This window comes from Vibrio hepatarius, from assembly GCF_018860525.1.
Taxonomy (GTDB): domain Bacteria; phylum Pseudomonadota; class Gammaproteobacteria; order Enterobacterales; family Vibrionaceae; genus Vibrio; species Vibrio hepatarius_B.
On the sequence record NZ_JAHKPM010000060.1, the window covers coordinates 38,492 to 54,223 of the forward strand.

Sequence of the window (15,732 nt, forward strand, 5' to 3'; positions counted from 1 at the left end):
TTTAAGCCCTGTATAAAACTATGCGCGTTTTCAGCTATTTCATTATCCCCTGGTGGGGATATGGTCCATATTATCCCTTAGTGAGGATATTTTGTGCCTACTTATGAGTAATTAAATACCCATTAAATTGTGAATAAGGGTTTTGTGAGTAATTTATTACTCATTATCTATTAATAGCGATTTTAACGTATTGGGAGAAGAGGGGATCAGTCCGACTTTTAAGCCAAATGGTTTGAATACCTTGTTGAGAATCTCTGTATTGTAGCTGCCCCGATCATTCTCTATATCTGAGAGTGTTTTTCTTGAGACATCGACAAGTCGTGCAAATACATCCTGTTTGAGTCCCAGTATATTAATACGTAAGCTTTTCAAAGCTTGGCCTTGTGTTAGCTCACCAAGCAAGAGGTGTTTGATGATTTTGTTCGCCTCAGTTTTACGTTCAGCAGCATTTACTGCGATAGATTTTTTTGAGGCTTTCGACCGAGTCGGAGTATTAATTTGCGATCCTTGTTTGGTCGAATGAGTTGCATTCTTTCCAGTCGCGGCCTGTTGTGGGTTTCGGTTTGCTCTTAGACGAGTCAACGTATCTTGTATGGATTCTTTATTACTGGTCTTATTCATAATAGCCCCCACTTAGTAAGTTTTTCTGATATATGATTAAGTCCAACGGCTGACATCTCCAAGATTTGTTCTGGTACTCCTCGTAACGTTAGACTCTGCTTAAGGTTAATACATTTACTTGCAGTAACCTCTAGCTCTTGTAATAACACTTCCTTTGGCACGAGATCAGATAAAGTGTCCGCTATTCCGATGAAGTCATAAGTTCCACCAACCTCCAGTGGGGCTTTCCATTTTGTTGTCCTTGGAATTCCTTCAGGATCAGCTTTCATTGGTGCGAAGTCGTAAACGGGAGCAAGTTTGATAACACCATCACCCTTTAAGAATGAAGTGTTTCTGCCATGGTTATCACTATTACCAAACAAGATATTGAGTAGATCTCTCTTCACCCATTCAATGACGAAAGCTTGGGTGTCAAACATATACTCTTGAAACTTAACCATATTGCTTTCAGTGATTTTCTCTATAAGAGTTCGGATTGTTGTTTCGTGGTCAAGAGTGACTCCTGCGCCTTTGTTCAAAATGGAATACACAGATTCCATACCAAACCTTTCAATTTGTTGATGACTAATCTGAACATCAAACCTAGGAAGCCATAAAGAAGGGTAGTTTAATCCTTCCTCCAACCGCATACCTTCGATGGGGATTGTTTCGACACCCATTTCAGTTAACTCGTGATAGAAGTAGAACTCAGCTCTTAGAATATTACAGTCGATGGTGCTTCTTGAGCCTCTAGGGTACTTTACTAAGTAATGTAAGTCGTGGTTGTTATTGTCATCTTGGTATGGATCAATCCATATTTTTTCGCTGCTAGAGCTATGATCGAGACCACAACGCAGGATCAGTTTTGGAGCTTCACCGCCTGCTCCTGTTGCCCCGCCTGCGGCCGCCCCTCTTTGTTGTGCATAGTCGAGGAAATCACCTGCTCTATTTTTTACATCATCAACAGAAAAGTAGAGGTTGTCTGCTACTTCGTAGCGTTCAGGAAGAGAGTCTTTTATCCTTAGGTTACCAATAGGCGACATAGTGCCAAACTTAAGCAAAACATAGTTTTGCTCATCTGGATTAAGATCCTCAATATCTAGGTGTTTAACCCAGTATCGTCTGCTAGCGCCGCTAGGCATAATATCGTCTAAAAACGTTAACCATCCAGATTTACCCATGTCATCAAAAAAGAATGTGATAGGGTGGTTTAGTGAAACAGCGTGAAAATCATCTTTGTCATGATGTTCCAATGCATAGTCACTGAGATAGTTGAGTTCTGTGACTCGGAAGTTATGTTGGCTACTTTTAGGGAAAGAGATGATACCAATCTTTATCCATTCCCCTTTAGTAAAAGCTTGTACGGCTAGTTCTTCCATCGACAATACCTTTCACTTATCCATGAGTAAAATATTACTCTTAAAATCCTTCCATTTCAAATTGTGAGTAACTATTTACTCATTAATTCGCAATTATGTTGTTTTTGAGTAAGGTTTTACTCATTAACTTTGGCCAAAGTGTTGATGATCAGAATGGATAATGTTAGCTATTAAAGGTGCGATAGGGAGTGGGGACGTTAAATGTTTGTTCAGTTATGCTGGTTGTTTATAATAAATGAACAGTTGTCTTAATAAACAAAGTGAATGAAGACATTAAATAATGGCGGATACATACCAAAATGCAATTTATACACTTTAATGTGCGTAAAAGTGTTTAATTGAATCTTGAAGATATGCCTAGAGCTACTTAAAGCTAGATATGACAACAGCTTATAAAAAAACGGGACATCCTGAGATGTCCCGTTCCAAACGTTTGGTGGAGCTGGCGGGATTTGAACCCGCGTCCGAAAACCATTCATCTTTGGTACTACATGCTTAGTCGATCTTTAATTTCGCCACCCATCTGCGAACCGACACGCTAATGAATGACTAGCCTGAATTAAACTTCGCCGTTCATCTCTCAGGCAGGAGAATCCGGGCTAGCGCGTTTGGGTTTTAATCCTCATTATTCCCCGTCTTACGTGCGAAAGCTAGGGTGAGAACATCCTAGTAGGTTATTAGTCTACTTTTAAGCTGCGATTGCAGCAGGATAATATTCGTCGTTATTTGCGACTATTTTTTTGCGGCTTTTTACGTGGCCAACCGCCCCACGGCATGCACCTTAGACTGCAAAATTCCCGTCGAATCCTGAATCAGCCCCAAGTGTTATAAGCATAGTACCAGAAAAGGCTACTCTGTCTAGGCCTGTGCGTCTAAGTGCTCATTATTAACGCAATGCGCTTTTCATAACTCGCGCTTTTTGACGTTGCCAATCTTTATCTTTGAGGTCGTCTCGCTTATCGTGAAGCTTTTTACCTTTGGCCACACCTATTTTGATCTTCACCCACGAGCGAGACCAATAAAGTGAGAGCGCAGCCAGGGTCATACCTTCACGGTTAATGCGTCCAAATAGGTTATCGAGCTCGCGACGGCTCATAAGCAGTTTGCGTACTCTTGTTGGGTTAGCAACAACGTGTGTCGATGCCTGATTAAGGGGAGTGATCGTCATACCACTAATAAATGCTTCACCGTCACGCATAAAGACATAGCTTTCTGCGATATTCGCTTTACCTTCACGAAGTGACTTAACTTCCCAGCCTTGTAGCTCCATGCCGGCTTCAATTTCATCATCGATGAAATATTCGTGACGAGCTTTTTTGTTGAGAGCGATGGTATTACTACCCGCTTTTTGCTTTGATTTTTTCTTTGCCATAATAGCGCCATTATACGGTGAGGAATCTAGATAAGAAATCCCTTTATTTACGATGAGCGTAAATAAACGTAAAATTGATACATGTCAGCTGTTTTGACATGTGTTACGAGGAATCTATATGAAGCAAGTCAGCCGTTCAGCTTTGGTGTCATTTAGTGCACAACAGATGTTCGATTTAGTCAATGATGTTGCTAGTTATCCTGAGTTTTTACCAGGGTGTTCGGGAGCTCGCGTGATTGAATCGAATCATTCTTCTATGGTGGCAGCTGTTGATGTTTCGAAAGCAGGGATTAGTAAAACCTTTACGACGTCAAATGAATTAGTCAATGGTGAAGCTATTTTGATGAACCTTGTTGATGGACCATTTAAAAGTTTAAAAGGTGGCTGGTTCTTTACTGAGCTGGATGAAAAAGCGTGTAAAGTTGAGCTTAAACTTGAATTTGAATTCTCCAGTAAAATGGTTGAAATGGCGTTTGGTAAAATATTCAGTGAGTTAACCGGTAATATGGTCAATGCATTTACTCAACGCGCAAAGCAGGTGTACACGTGTTATGAGTATTGAGTCTGAGATGATCCATGTTGAAGTAGTTTATGCCTTACCGCATGAACAGCGTGTATACACTTTGGTTGTCAATCAATCGATGACGGTTGAAGACATTATTCGCCAGTCTGGGGTATTAGAGCAATATCCTGAAGTGGACCTATCGGTAAATAAAGTTGGTGTGTTCAGTCGTAATACCAAACTTAATGCAACGGTGAGGGATAAAGATCGCATCGAAATTTATCGCCCTCTGCTTGCTGATCCGAAAGAAATTCGCCGTAAAAGAGCTGAACAAGCGAAGCAGGCAAGTAACTCTGATCCCTTGTGATTAGCGAAAATAGCAAAAGGGTTGGAGCATGTGCTTCAACCCTTTTCATTTTAAAGCTATTGCTTTAGTGGATTTGCTCAAAGAAATTGGAACTAGCTGGGAAGTCACCTTCTATACTGACGAGTTCTCCTTTGTCACTAAAGTGTGCAATAAGGTTCTTTTGTACAGAATCCTGATGCCCTTTAGTTTGATGATCAATATAATACCAAGTATTAGGATAACCATTTTCGATTAGCATGGGTGAACCTAAAACAAAACGCACTTGCTCTTTGTTCATGCCAAATTTCAACTTATCGACAGCTTTTTGTTCAACATAGTTACCTTGATTGATATCAATCCGGTATACAAGCTTTTCCAGTAGGGAGCAGCCAGTTAAAAGTGTCAGAGAGAGTGGAAGCGCGATAACAAGCCACTTTTTTATTTGCATATGAATAGATTCTTGTAACGGAAATTTCGTAAATTGGGCTGATGATAAACAAGCTGGGCGCTAAAGTAAAAAACTCATCTTGTTTTGAACAGTTTCAGACCGCTATTTTTGAGTTAAGTTGCAAAAGATAGCCAAATTTTGGAAAAGTGTAGCGCTAAAGGCCAATACACCCAGCTGAGCGAGTGTATTTTTGTTCAAGCCATTTTTAAGCTGCAATAAGTAATTCTTTCGCATTAGCAATGGTTGACTCGGTAATTTCACTGCCACCTAGTAGCCGAGCCAGCTCTGAGATTCGTTGCTCATTATTTAGAGCGTGCATTTGTGTTTCTGTTTTACCAGCCTTGGTTTGTTTAGCAACAAACAATTGTTGATGCCCACAGCCAGCGACTTGAGGTAAATGAGTCACGCACAGCACTTGTGTTGACTGCCCAAGTTTACGCAGCATTTTTCCGACAACCGCGGCTGTCGGGCCGCTAATACCGACGTCGACTTCATCAAAAATGAGGCTAGGGGTATCCACTTTTTGAGCCGTGATAACTTGAATAGCGAGCGATATCCGTGATAGTTCTCCCCCTGATGCAACTCTTGCAATAGGCTCTAAAGGTTGACCTGGGTTAGTTGAGACCAAAAAGCACACGTGATTTATTCCAAGAGGAGAAGGGTGAGAGGTTTGCTTATCAACTTGGATGCAAAATTGCGCTTTTTCCATACTCAGTTCTTGCATGCTAGTGGTGATTAATTTGTTGAGTTCTTTGGCGTAGCGACAGCGAGATTTGCTTAGCTTTTCAGCGCTGGCGAGAAAGCTTTGGTAAGTTTCTGCCACCCCTTGTTGTAGTTCATCTAGCTTTTCATCTGAGCAATCCAGTGCCCTAATCTGCTGTTGCAGATCTTGGTGGTGTGGATAAAGCTCGTTAGGCAGTACATGGTGCTTGCGAGCGATTGACATGACTTTTGAGAAACGCTCTTCTACATAGGACATTCGTGCGGGATCAACGTCAATATTATCGAGGTAGCTACGCAGTTCACAGTTTGCTTCTTCGATTTGAATCATGGCTTCTGAAAGCATGGCCGGAAGTTGAGTGAGTGAATTATCTAGCTCAGCTAACTGGATCAAGGAATTGTTGGCTGATTGGAGAATACCAAGTGCATTAATCTCTTCACCTTCATATATAAGTTCAATGGCTTGTTGGCAGGTGGTAGCCAGTTCTCCGCTGTTGGATAATCTTTTATGTTCTTGTTCGAGTCGTTCATATTCACCCTCGTCAAGAGAGAGCTCATTTAGCTCTTTTATTTGGTATTCAAGTAGTTGTTTTTTCGCTAAGTTAGCTGCGCTATTTTCTTTAAGCTGTTTTAAATGATTATCAGATTGACGCCAGATTTGATAAGCATTTCGGGTATTTTTTAATAAATTATCATGCCCAGCGTACTGGTCTAACATGGTCATTTGATAGTCATTTTTCATTAATTGATGATGAGCATGTTGGCCATGTATATTGATCAATAATTGCCCTAGGCTTTTGAGTTGTGAAAGTGGTACTGGGCTGCCGTTAATAAAGGCTCTTGAACGGCCTTCCTTGTTGATAATTCGACGTAAAATACAATCGTTACCATCGAGCAGATCATTATCTTCTAGCCAGCGAGTGGCGTTCACATTATCGTCTAAAGTGAAAGCAGCACTGACTTCAGCCTTCTCTTCTTTTTGCCTTACCATACAGGCTTCTGCTCTTCCTCCCAAACATAACCCAAGTGCATCGATGGCAATAGATTTTCCCGCCCCGGTTTCACCAGTAATAGTGGTCATGCCCCTTGAAAGTTCAAGTTGTAAAGACTTAACAATTGCAAAGTTATTAACACTTAAATGAGCCAGCATTGTTACACCTGCTTAAATTAAAGTACTGTATAAGAAAACAGTATATACTGTTTTTTTGTACAGTAAACACTGTGGGGTTAAATTATTTTAACTTTATCATTACCAGAGAGATTGTTGTTGCCTATGGTATTAATAGGTGGTTTTGATTTCACGAGCCAGTGGTAAAGGCGTTATAGTCGGTGAGGCTTGTGTCAATAGCTGATAAGAAAGTTTGCCTTACAGATAAGAATTAATGGAGAATACCTCATGTACAAAACACAACTTGCTTCCATGATGATGCTTTTTTCGGCTACAGCATTGGCTGATACCGCCAGCGTGGAAATGGTCGATCTAAATTCAGGAAAAACTCTTGGTACCGTCTCAATAGAGCAAACCTCTTATGGCTCTGTCTTTTCGCCTAATTTGAGTGGTCTACCTGCTGGCCTTCATGGTTTTCATATCCATACTAATGCATCTTGTGGCAGCGTAGTGAAGGACAATAAGACGGTTTTAGGCGGCGCAGCTGGTGGGCATTATGATCCTAAAGGAACAGGTAAGCATGGGACTCCTTGGAGTGATGATAACCACCTTGGTGATTTGCCTGCGCTTTACGCTGATGCTAAAGGTATGGCAACTCAGCCAGTATTAGCACCAAGAGTACAGCTAAGTGATGTTAAAAATAGAGCCCTTATGATCCATGCGGGTGGAGACAACCATTCGGATCACCCAGCCCCATTAGGTGGCGGTGGAGCGAGAATTGTATGTGGTGTGATTAAATAAATTACAAGCCATAGATATAACAAAAAAAGCCAAATGATATCTTTGGCTTTTTTTGTTATTAAAAACTCTAAAAGTTTTCAGAATTAAAACAATCGGCTTGACCAGCCTAGTTTATTTCTTAGGACGTGGTAGTAGCTGTAATCTTTTGGATGAATAAGATTTAATGTGTTGGGGCTTTGATAAATATGAACCTCGTCTCCTGGCGAGACAGGCAAAGAAACTTGTCCATCACAACTTACCTCTTGTGTCCCTCTATTTTCTGGTGACACAACGAGTCGAATACGGCGTTTACTATCAACAACCAGAGGACGGCTCGAAAGCGTGTGTGGAAACATAGGTACGAGAGAAATAGCATTAAGACTAGGAGACAGAATCGGACCTCCCCCCGATAGAGAATAAGCTGTCGAGCCTGTAGGTGTAGAAACTATCAACCCATCAGCACGGAGAGAGAAGGCGAAGCTCTCATCGATATACACTTCAAATTCAATCATGTGAGCAACTTGGCCAGGGTGCAACACAGCTTCATTCAATGCCGCATTATGACTTTTAACTTGGCCATGGCGGTGAACTTCTGCTTCAAGTAAGAAGCGCTCTTCAGCAATAAATTTGCCGTCCAACACATTCTTCAATGCCGTTTGAAAATCTTCAGGGTTAAGATCCGTTAAGAACCCCAAACTTCCCCTGTTAACACCGATGACAGAAATATTAAATCGTGATAAGACTCTGGCGGCTCCGAGCATATTACCATCACCACCTACGACAATGGCTAGGTCAGCAGCTTTACCAAGTTGAATGAGACTGGAAAAGTCTTTGGCAGGCACATCAGTCAAAATATCGGCTAATCGGTCATCAATAAAAACCTGATACCCTTCAGATTTTAGCCAGTTATATAGCTCTCTGTGAGTCTGAATAGCTTGCTGATCTCTGGGTTTACCAATGATGGCGATCACTTCAAAAGGCTTTTTCATAGATTTTCCGCACTAAATAGGCTTGATTCGACAATCTTCATCCCCATAATAATGGCAAGTTAGCTAATTATGCGAATTTTTATGTATCTAAAAGCAATAAACGTGACGCTTTAGATGCAGATGGAATTAAATTCTGGAGATATCATGAGCAACGAAGAAAACAAGATTAAAGAAGAAGAACTACAGCAGCAAGAGACGGTACAAGGTGCTGAAGCCGAAGTTGTAGGTACTGAGGCTGATATCGAATGGAATGAAGAGACAGAAAATGTTGAGCAAGATTCAAAGATTGCCCAACTTGAGGCGGCTCTACTTTCTAGTGAATCAAAAGTAAAAGATCAGCAAGATGCGGTGTTACGTGCGAAAGCAGACATTGAAAACATGCGTCGCCGTACCGAAACAGAAATTGACAAGGCACGTAAATACGCTTTGAACAAATTTGCTGAGGAATTACTTCCTGTTATCGATAACTTAGAGCGTGCGATTCAATCTGCGGATATTGAAAATGAAGCGGTTAAACCGGTCATTGAGGGTGTGGAGTTAACACATAAAACTTTTGTTGGTGTGGTGGGCAAATTTGGTCTTAAAGAAATTAACCCTGAGGGTGAAACCTTTAACCCAGAAATGCATCAAGCGATGTCCATTCAGGAAAGTTCTGACCATGAATCCAATACCGTCATGTTTGTGATGCAAAAAGGTTACGAGCTGAACGGTCGAGTCATTCGCCCGGCCATGGTTATGGTGTCTAAATAATAACCACTGCTGATGTTTTTTTATAAAGAGAGGTGTTCACCTCTCTTTTTTTGATCTTGTCAGAGCACTTGAAGGTCGAGATTCGAATCTATTGATTTATTAAATTATTTACTAAAGAGAGCGATAAGAAAAATAACCCCCTAATTGATGAATGTAACAATAAAGTAAACGCCAGCTTTATTTTGTTACCTTTGTGTGTATTATGTGCGACTTCCGTCACGTAGGTGGTCGGTATAAATTATAAAACCATAAAATACACACAACATCCTGGAGATGAATGATGGACAAATCTCTATCGAGCAAAATTTTTGTCGGCTTGTTTGCAGGCCTATTAATAGGCACTGCAATTCAATATCTGTTTAGCGGAGTCGCTATATTTGATACCTATTTACTTGGCGCAGCGGAAGGTGCAGGGGGAATGTTTGTATCATTGATAAAACTCCTAGTAGTACCTCTCGTTTATGTGTCTATTGTCTGTGGTATTGTTGATCTGAAAGACATCACTGCATTCGGCCGTTTAGGCGGTAAAACCTTCGCTCTTTACATAATCAATACCATTATTGCTATTACAGCGGCTTTGACTGTTGGTCTTATTTTCCAACCTGGCGCTGATGCAAATTTGGCTGGTACAATTTCAGAATCAGTGAAACTGACTACGACTGAAACCCCTGATATTTTTTCCTTGGTGGTCAATATTGTACCGAGTAATCCAGTTCAGGCGTTTGCAAATGGCGATATGTTGCAAATCATCTTCATGGCTATTTTGACAGGTCTTGCTATCCAAGCTTTGGATTCTCGAGGTGGCCCAGCCATCCGTACCTTTAAACTAGCAAATGAAATTATGATGAAGCTCGTTGGCTTAGTCATGAGCCTTGCTCCCTACGGTGTATTTGCGCTAATGATTCAATTAGGTGCAACGCTAGATGCCCATACTTTAGGGTCTGTTGTTAGCTATGTGGCTTTGGTCGTTGCGATGCTAGTGTTCTGGATATTCGTTTTCTATCCAATGGCAGTTGGCATTACCACAGGGACTTCTCCTAAGACATTCCTGCGTGCAACGCGTGAGCAAATTCTGTTCTCACTATCGACGGCAAGTTCGAATGCAACGATTCCAGTTACGATGAGAACGCTGACAGAAAAGCTAAAAGTATCAGATTCAGTTGCAGGGTTTGGTGTACCACTTGGCGCAACTATGAATATGTCAGGTGTGTCTATCTACATCGCACTTGCCACTATTTTTGTTGCTAACGCTTTTGGCCAGCCAATTAATTCGGCAGATATTTTCACTCTTGGTTTGACTATCTTGCTCCTCTCTATTGGTGCAGGTGGTGTACCTGGTGGTGGTGTGGTTATGGTTGGTGTATTACTTCACCAATTGGGCTTACCGCCAGAAGGTCTAGCGATTATTGCAGCTGTGGACCGTATCAATGATATGTTCTGTACTTCTTCAAACGTGGTTGGTGATACAGCGGTTAACACCATTGTTGCTAAAACAGAAGGTGAAATTGGTAAAGAAGATCACAAGGTACAGCCAGCTGAAGCGAATGCATAAACCTACATAACAAAATTGTTAAGCGAGGCTAATAGTCTCGCTTTTTTTATATTAATTTGTCATTTTTTTTCACTATCCCCTTGAAAAGGCATTTACTGCCCTTATTTATTTGGCATGAATGAAACAAACAAAATTGTTTTAGTTTGTAAGTAAGGGTTGAATCCCTGTTCTCCATCCCCACATAGGGGATATAGCGAAACGAAAATAGAATTTATTCGGAGATAGCCTGATGGGTAAAATCATTGGTATTGACTTAGGTACTACTAACTCTTGTGTTGCTGTTCTTGACGGTGACAAGCCTCGTGTAATCGAAAACGCGGAAGGTGAGCGTACAACAGCATCAGTTATTGCATATACAGATGGCGAGACGCTAGTAGGCCAACCAGCTAAACGTCAAGCGGTAACCAACCCTGAAAATACGCTATTTGCAATTAAGCGTTTGATCGGTCGTCGTTTTGAAGACGAAGAAGTACAGCGTGATATCGAAATCATGCCTTACAAAATTGTTAAAGCAGATAATGGCGATGCTTGGGTTCAAGCTCAAGACCAGAAAATGGCCGCACCTCAGGTGTCTGCTGAAGTATTGAAGAAAATGAAGAAAACGGCTGAAGATTTCCTCGGTGAGGAAGTCACTGGCGCAGTCATCACCGTTCCTGCTTACTTTAACGATGCTCAGCGTCAGGCAACGAAAGATGCTGGTCGTATTGCTGGCCTAGAAGTAAAACGTATCATCAACGAACCTACTGCTGCTGCTCTAGCTTACGGCTTAGATAAGAAAGGTGGTGACCGCACTATCGCGGTTTATGACCTTGGTGGTGGTACATTCGATATCTCTATCATCGAGATTGACGAAGTTGAAGGCGAGAAAACATTCGAAGTACTAGCGACAAATGGTGATACTCACCTAGGTGGTGAAGATTTCGATAACCGCATGATCAACTACTTGGTTGATGAGTTTAAGAAAGAGCAAGGTATTGATCTTAAAAACGATCCTTTAGCGATGCAGCGTGTTAAAGAAGCAGCAGAAAAAGCGAAAATTGAGCTTTCTTCTACTTCACAGACTGACGTAAACCTACCTTACGTTACTGCTGATGCTACAGGTCCTAAGCACATGAACGTAAAAGTGACTCGTGCGAAACTAGAATCTCTAGTTGAAGACTTAGTTCAACGTTCACTTGAACCGCTAAAAGTAGCTCTAGCCGATGCTGACCTTTCTGTTGGCGAAATTACTGACGTTATTCTAGTGGGCGGTCAGACTCGTATGCCTATGGTTCAGGCAAAAGTGGCTGAATTCTTCGGTAAAGACGCTCGTAAAGACGTTAACCCTGATGAAGCAGTCGCAATGGGTGCTGCCGTTCAAGGTGGTGTACTTGCTGGTGATGTAACAGACGTTCTTCTACTTGACGTTACTCCTTTGTCTCTTGGTATTGAGACTATGGGTGGTGTGATGACTAAACTGGTTGAGAAGAATACCACTATCCCAACTAAGGCAAACCAAGTTTTCTCAACGGCAGAAGATAATCAGAACGCAGTGACTATTCATGTTCTGCAAGGTGAGCGTAAGCAGGCGATGTACAACAAATCTCTAGGTCAATTTAACCTAGAAGGTATTCAGCCAGCACCTCGTGGTATGCCTCAAGTGGAAGTGACTTTTGACCTTGATGCGGACGGTATCTTACACGTATCTGCGAAAGATAAGCAGACGGGTAAAGAGCAGAAGATCACTATCCAAGCTTCTGGTGGCCTAAGCGATGATGAAATCGAGAAAATGGTTCAAGAAGCGGAAGCAAACAAAGAAGCGGACAAAAAGTTCGAAGAGTTAGCAGCAGCACGTAACCAAGCAGATCAAATGATTCATGGCACGCGTAAGCAAGTTGAAGAAGCGGGTGAAGCATTACCAGCTGAAGACAAAGAAAAGATTGAAGCTGCAATCTCTGAGCTTGAAGAAGTCAAAGGCGGCGATGATAAAGACGCAATTGATACTAAAGTTCAAGCGCTAATGACTGCTTCTCAAAAGCTAATGGAAATTGCTCAACAGCAAGCTCAAGCACAACAAGCAGGCGCGGAAGCTGGTGAAGAACAGCCTAAGCAAGAAGATGATGTGGTTGATGCTGAGTTTGAAGAAGTTAAAGACGAGAAAAAATAAGCTTTAACTCGGACTTAGCTTAATGCAAAATTGCGGGCGTTTGAGGTAACTCATTCGCCCGTCTGTTTGTAGTAAGCTTGTCAGTCTAGATAATGGTTCTTGAAGCGGTAGTCTCGAGTTTTTATCTAGAAATGATATAAACACCAAGCGACAAGTGGTCGTTTGCAGTAATAAATTGGTGACGAAGAACATGTCAAAACGTGATTTTTACGAAGTATTAGGCGTCAGTCGTGATGTATCAGAGCGTGATATTAAAAAGGCTTATAAACGCCTTGCTATGAAATTTCACCCCGATCGAAATCAGGATGATGACGCTGCTGCTGAAAAGTTTAAAGAAGTAAAAGAAGCGTACGAAATCCTCCTCGACCCTCAGAAAAAAGCAGCTTATGACCAATATGGCCATGCGGCATTTGAGCAAGGTGGCATGGGAGGTGGCGGCGGTGGCGCTGGCGCAGATTTTGGTGATATCTTTGGTGATGTGTTTGGCGACATTTTTGGCGGAGGTCGCCGAGGCGGTGGTCAGCAACGTACTCAGCGCGGTGCGGACTTGCGTTATAACATGGAACTATCTCTAGAAGATGCCGTTCGTGGTGTTTCTAAAGAGGTAGATGTTCCAACATTGGTTAACTGTGACATTTGTGATGGCAGTGGAGCGAAAAAAGGCTCAGCTCCTGAAACTTGTGGTACTTGTCATGGCCATGGTCAGGTTCAGATGCGCCAAGGCTTTTTTGCCGTACAGCAAACTTGTCCTACTTGTCATGGTAAAGGCAAGATCATTAAAGACCCATGTAATTCTTGCCATGGTCAAGGCCGTAAACGCAAGACTAAAACACTCAATGTTAAGATCCCTGCAGGTGTTGATACGGGTGACCGTATCCGTTTATCTGGTGAAGGTGAAGCGGGAGAAATGGGTGCGCCAGCGGGTGACTTATATGTTCAGGTTCATGTAAAAGAGCACCATATCTTTGAACGTGATGGCAATAACTTGTATTGTGAAGTACCAGTGAGTTTTGCAATGGCTGCTTTAGGCGGTGAAGTTGAAGTGCCGACATTGGATGGCCGTGTAAACCTTAAAGTTCCGACTGAAACTCAAACGGGTCGTATGTTCCGTATGCGTGGTAAAGGTGTTAAAGGTGTTCGTGGCGGTGGGGTTGGTGACTTAATCGTTAAATTAGTGGTTGAAACGCCAGTTAAGCTAAGTAGCCGCCAAAAAGAATTGCTCAAAGAATTTGAAGAATCGTGTGGTGGCGAAGCAGCAACTCGTCATAAGCCTAAAGCAGAAGGCTTTTTCAATGGCGTCAAAAAGTTTTTTGATGACCTAACCAGCTAACGTATACATTATTAACAAAGCCTGCAATCTATGCAGGCTTTTTTATTGCCAGCAATCTTTTGGAAACTCTCTGTTGCGAGCATCAAGGCTAAGGTAATTGGTGTTGCTAATGATTAAGCAGTTGTCTAGGGTCTGCTGGCTTTTCTCTTGGGCAATAGCTTTGATTAAGTATAGCGAATCTGCATCACTGTTTATTTCAAATAGAAAACGTTCAGGCTCGGAATTGCAGAGTTTGCATCTTCCCCCAGACACTAAATCTTGCCATACATACCCTCCCTGATAGCGAGCTTCAAGTTCCAGTTGCAGTTTAGTTAGATCACCAATAGCCACTGTTCTATGCGCTTTTCTGATCTGTTGCTGGTAATTTGGGTAAGCCACTAGAGCTAATATACAGATTAAGACCATAACCACTAATAGTTCGATTAAAGTCATTGCATTTAAACTTTTCTTACTTTGATTGCAGTGATTTACAAGCATCATCTCGAATCCTTTCTCATGCTGAGCATGCAGTATTGTTGAGTAGTGTTAGCATCAAACCAAGTATGAATTTGGGCATATGGATTGTTGCAGGAGATGTTGAGAAGTGACTCGTGGATTTACATTACTTGAACTGGCGGTAGTAATTGGCCTAATAAGCCTGAGTTTACTATGGGCTGTACCTAGCTTTCGCTCAGTGTCGGATAGCACTAAGATGTCTCAATTGGCAAATGAATTACGTGGGTTTGTGTTACTGGGTAAATCACAGGCCATATTGCGTAGGCAGCCTTTATGGATTCACTTTAGCCTCACTGATTCCAGTTGGGAACTGAGTCTTACGGATAATCAGGATCCTGTGCAAGGTTCTGTGTTGGTGAATCTATCTGGTGAGTCTTTTAAAGATCTGACAATTAGATCTAATTACAGCGCAAACCGAATCAGTTTTGACGCGACTCATGGGCGCCCTAAGAGTGGAAGATTGATATTTCACCCTAGAGGCAATCCCCATCTTTTACTTGAACTTAGAACTCACTTTCGTTCTGCGATTGTTCGTGTATGTGCACCTACAATGGCTCGTTTGGGTTTTGAAGTGTGTTGAAGCCAAAACATTATCACAACGGGATGAGCCTAGTCGAATGTTTGGTTTCGGTGGCCATGAGTATGATGGTCATTACGAGTGTAATTAGTTTACTGCTGCATAATGCCCGAGTCGCTAATACAAGCATGCAACGAAGGTTACTGTCACACAACACTCATAGCGTTGCGCAGATGATAAAACACGATTTATATCGAGCTGGCTATGGCGGCGTTCATGGTCGAAGTATCAAGGTATCAGGTTCTGAATATGTGTTTTTTATTTACCAAGATGTGAATACTATCTTGATTGCTTACGCGTACCTTTCTGGGGAATTAGGCACAGAGAGCGCATATACCAATGTGGTTTACCAGCAAGATAGTCAATATAAAGATATGTTGAGAGTATGCGAAACTAAATTACCAAGAGTTATGTCAACTTTTGAAGCTGCAAATTTTAGTACTCATTTTGGCAATACGTGCAATACCTTGTTTGATAGTAAACAGATAATTGTTAAAGCATTTGAAATAGATAGGATTGTATTGCCTCTCGATTCCCCATCAATTGCGATACTTAATGTCAATATCATCACGGCTTTGACGGTTTGGCCAGAAAAGACCATGTCAGTCTCTTTTACCATCAATCCAAGGAACCCTTAA

General features: G+C 41.7%; 16 protein-coding genes and 1 other RNA gene. 9 read left to right on the top strand and 8 right to left on the bottom strand.

From position 1 onward, the window contains the following. Positions 1-156: 156 nt before the first annotated feature. From KO511_RS16995 to smpB, 4 genes are all read right to left on the bottom strand, one after another. On the bottom strand, positions 157-621 hold the full coding sequence (locus tag KO511_RS16995) for a helix-turn-helix transcriptional regulator (protein WP_215988601.1): 465 nt from the start codon (positions 619-621) through the stop codon (positions 157-159). Beyond that, positions 618-1,979, bottom strand: coding sequence for a type II toxin-antitoxin system HipA family toxin (locus KO511_RS17000; RefSeq protein ID WP_215988602.1), 1,362 nt, complete (start codon positions 1,977-1,979; stop codon positions 618-620). The genes KO511_RS16995 and KO511_RS17000 overlap by 4 nt, the downstream gene beginning before the upstream one ends. 434 nt (positions 1,980-2,413) lie before the next feature. After that, positions 2,414-2,799: a transfer-messenger RNA gene (gene ssrA / locus KO511_RS17005) on the bottom strand. A gap of 66 nt (positions 2,800-2,865) precedes the next feature. Continuing rightward, complete coding sequence (gene smpB, locus KO511_RS17010) at positions 2,866-3,351, bottom strand: SsrA-binding protein SmpB (protein ID WP_125322751.1); 486 nt, start codon at positions 3,349-3,351, stop codon at positions 2,866-2,868. 118 nt (positions 3,352-3,469) lie between these two features. Here smpB and KO511_RS17015 point away from each other — a divergent pair, with 118 nt between their 5' ends. Together KO511_RS17015 and KO511_RS17020 are read left to right on the top strand one after the other, a co-directional pair. Further along, on the top strand, positions 3,470-3,913 hold the full coding sequence (locus tag KO511_RS17015; protein ID WP_215988603.1) for an SRPBCC family protein: 444 nt from the start codon (positions 3,470-3,472) through the stop codon (positions 3,911-3,913). Next, positions 3,903-4,220 (top strand): RnfH family protein, encoded by a 318-nt coding sequence (locus KO511_RS17020; protein ID WP_215988604.1) that lies wholly within the window; start codon positions 3,903-3,905, stop codon positions 4,218-4,220. The genes KO511_RS17015 and KO511_RS17020 overlap by 11 nt, the downstream gene beginning before the upstream one ends. A gap of 64 nt (positions 4,221-4,284) precedes the next feature. Here the strand turns inward: KO511_RS17020 and bamE are convergent, their stop codons facing one another. Further along, entirely contained in the window at positions 4,285-4,647 is a 363-nt protein-coding gene (gene bamE / locus KO511_RS17025) for an outer membrane protein assembly factor BamE (protein ID WP_215988605.1), read from the bottom strand. 205 nt (positions 4,648-4,852) lie between these two features. After that, positions 4,853-6,517, bottom strand: a complete 1,665-nt coding sequence (recN, locus tag KO511_RS17030) for a DNA repair protein RecN (RefSeq protein ID WP_215988606.1) — start codon at positions 6,515-6,517, stop codon at positions 4,853-4,855. A gap of 246 nt (positions 6,518-6,763) precedes the next feature. Here recN and sodC point away from each other — a divergent pair, with 246 nt between their 5' ends. Beyond that, positions 6,764-7,276, top strand: coding sequence for a superoxide dismutase family protein (sodC, locus tag KO511_RS17035; protein WP_215988607.1), 513 nt, complete (start codon positions 6,764-6,766; stop codon positions 7,274-7,276). Positions 7,277-7,359: 83 nt separating this feature from the next. On the opposite strand, the gene nadK is transcribed toward sodC, so the two are convergent. Beyond that, positions 7,360-8,244 (bottom strand): NAD(+) kinase, encoded by an 885-nt coding sequence (nadK, locus tag KO511_RS17040; RefSeq protein WP_125322745.1) that lies wholly within the window; start codon positions 8,242-8,244, stop codon positions 7,360-7,362. A gap of 144 nt (positions 8,245-8,388) precedes the next feature. Between nadK and grpE the strand changes: the two genes are divergently transcribed. From grpE to dnaJ, 4 genes are all read left to right on the top strand, one after another. Continuing rightward, the gene (gene grpE / locus KO511_RS17045; RefSeq protein WP_215988608.1) at positions 8,389-8,994 is read left to right on the top strand and encodes a nucleotide exchange factor GrpE; all 606 of its coding nucleotides are present in this window, start codon (positions 8,389-8,391) and stop codon (positions 8,992-8,994) included. Positions 8,995-9,274: 280 nt separating this feature from the next. After that, complete coding sequence (locus KO511_RS17050) at positions 9,275-10,546, top strand: dicarboxylate/amino acid:cation symporter (protein ID WP_215988708.1); 1,272 nt, start codon at positions 9,275-9,277, stop codon at positions 10,544-10,546. A 229-nt stretch (positions 10,547-10,775) separates the two neighbouring features. Then, positions 10,776-12,692: a molecular chaperone DnaK gene (gene dnaK, locus KO511_RS17055; protein WP_215988609.1), complete on the top strand. Its 1,917-nt coding sequence runs from the start codon at positions 10,776-10,778 to the stop codon at positions 12,690-12,692. Between the two features lie 190 nt (positions 12,693-12,882). Beyond that, positions 12,883-14,022 carry a molecular chaperone DnaJ gene (gene dnaJ / locus KO511_RS17060; protein WP_215988610.1) on the top strand — a complete coding sequence of 380 codons (1,140 nt, stop codon included), beginning with the start codon at positions 12,883-12,885 and terminating at the stop codon, positions 14,020-14,022. Positions 14,023-14,064: 42 nt separating this feature from the next. Here dnaJ and KO511_RS17065 read toward each other — a convergent pair whose 3' ends face one another. Further along, the gene (locus tag KO511_RS17065; RefSeq protein ID WP_215988611.1) at positions 14,065-14,502 is read right to left on the bottom strand and encodes a type IV pilin protein; all 438 of its coding nucleotides are present in this window, start codon (positions 14,500-14,502) and stop codon (positions 14,065-14,067) included. 103 nt (positions 14,503-14,605) lie between these two features. On the opposite strand from KO511_RS17065, the gene KO511_RS17070 reads away from it, so the two are divergent. After that, the gene (locus KO511_RS17070; RefSeq protein WP_215988612.1) at positions 14,606-15,097 is read left to right on the top strand and encodes a GspH/FimT family pseudopilin; all 492 of its coding nucleotides are present in this window, start codon (positions 14,606-14,608) and stop codon (positions 15,095-15,097) included. Next, a complete protein-coding gene (locus KO511_RS17075) occupies positions 15,091-15,732 on the top strand; it encodes a PilW family protein (RefSeq protein WP_215988613.1) in 642 nt (213 codons plus the stop codon). The genes KO511_RS17070 and KO511_RS17075 overlap by 7 nt, the downstream gene beginning before the upstream one ends.

Bases quoted from the DNA above. Each gene is read 5' to 3' on its own strand.
- KO511_RS16995 (WP_215988601.1), bottom strand. From the start codon at position 621: ATGAATAAGACCAGTAATAAAGAATCCATACAAGATACGTTGACTCGT.
- KO511_RS17000 (WP_215988602.1), bottom strand. From the start codon at position 1,979: ATGGAAGAACTAGCCGTACAAGCTTTTACTAAAGGGGAATGGATAAAG.
- smpB (WP_125322751.1), bottom strand. From the start codon at position 3,351: ATGGCAAAGAAAAAATCAAAGCAAAAAGCGGGTAGTAATACCATCGCT.
- KO511_RS17015 (WP_215988603.1), top strand. From the start codon at position 3,470: ATGAAGCAAGTCAGCCGTTCAGCTTTGGTGTCATTTAGTGCACAACAG.
- KO511_RS17020 (WP_215988604.1), top strand. From the start codon at position 3,903: ATGAGTATTGAGTCTGAGATGATCCATGTTGAAGTAGTTTATGCCTTA.
- bamE (WP_215988605.1), bottom strand. From the start codon at position 4,647: ATGCAAATAAAAAAGTGGCTTGTTATCGCGCTTCCACTCTCTCTGACA.
- recN (WP_215988606.1), bottom strand. From the start codon at position 6,517: ATGCTGGCTCATTTAAGTGTTAATAACTTTGCAATTGTTAAGTCTTTA.
- sodC (WP_215988607.1), top strand. From the start codon at position 6,764: ATGTACAAAACACAACTTGCTTCCATGATGATGCTTTTTTCGGCTACA.
- nadK (WP_125322745.1), bottom strand. From the start codon at position 8,244: ATGAAAAAGCCTTTTGAAGTGATCGCCATCATTGGTAAACCCAGAGAT.
- grpE (WP_215988608.1), top strand. From the start codon at position 8,389: ATGAGCAACGAAGAAAACAAGATTAAAGAAGAAGAACTACAGCAGCAA.
- KO511_RS17050 (WP_215988708.1), top strand. From the start codon at position 9,275: ATGGACAAATCTCTATCGAGCAAAATTTTTGTCGGCTTGTTTGCAGGC.
- dnaK (WP_215988609.1), top strand. From the start codon at position 10,776: ATGGGTAAAATCATTGGTATTGACTTAGGTACTACTAACTCTTGTGTT.
- dnaJ (WP_215988610.1), top strand. From the start codon at position 12,883: ATGTCAAAACGTGATTTTTACGAAGTATTAGGCGTCAGTCGTGATGTA.
- KO511_RS17065 (WP_215988611.1), bottom strand. From the start codon at position 14,502: ATGATGCTTGTAAATCACTGCAATCAAAGTAAGAAAAGTTTAAATGCA.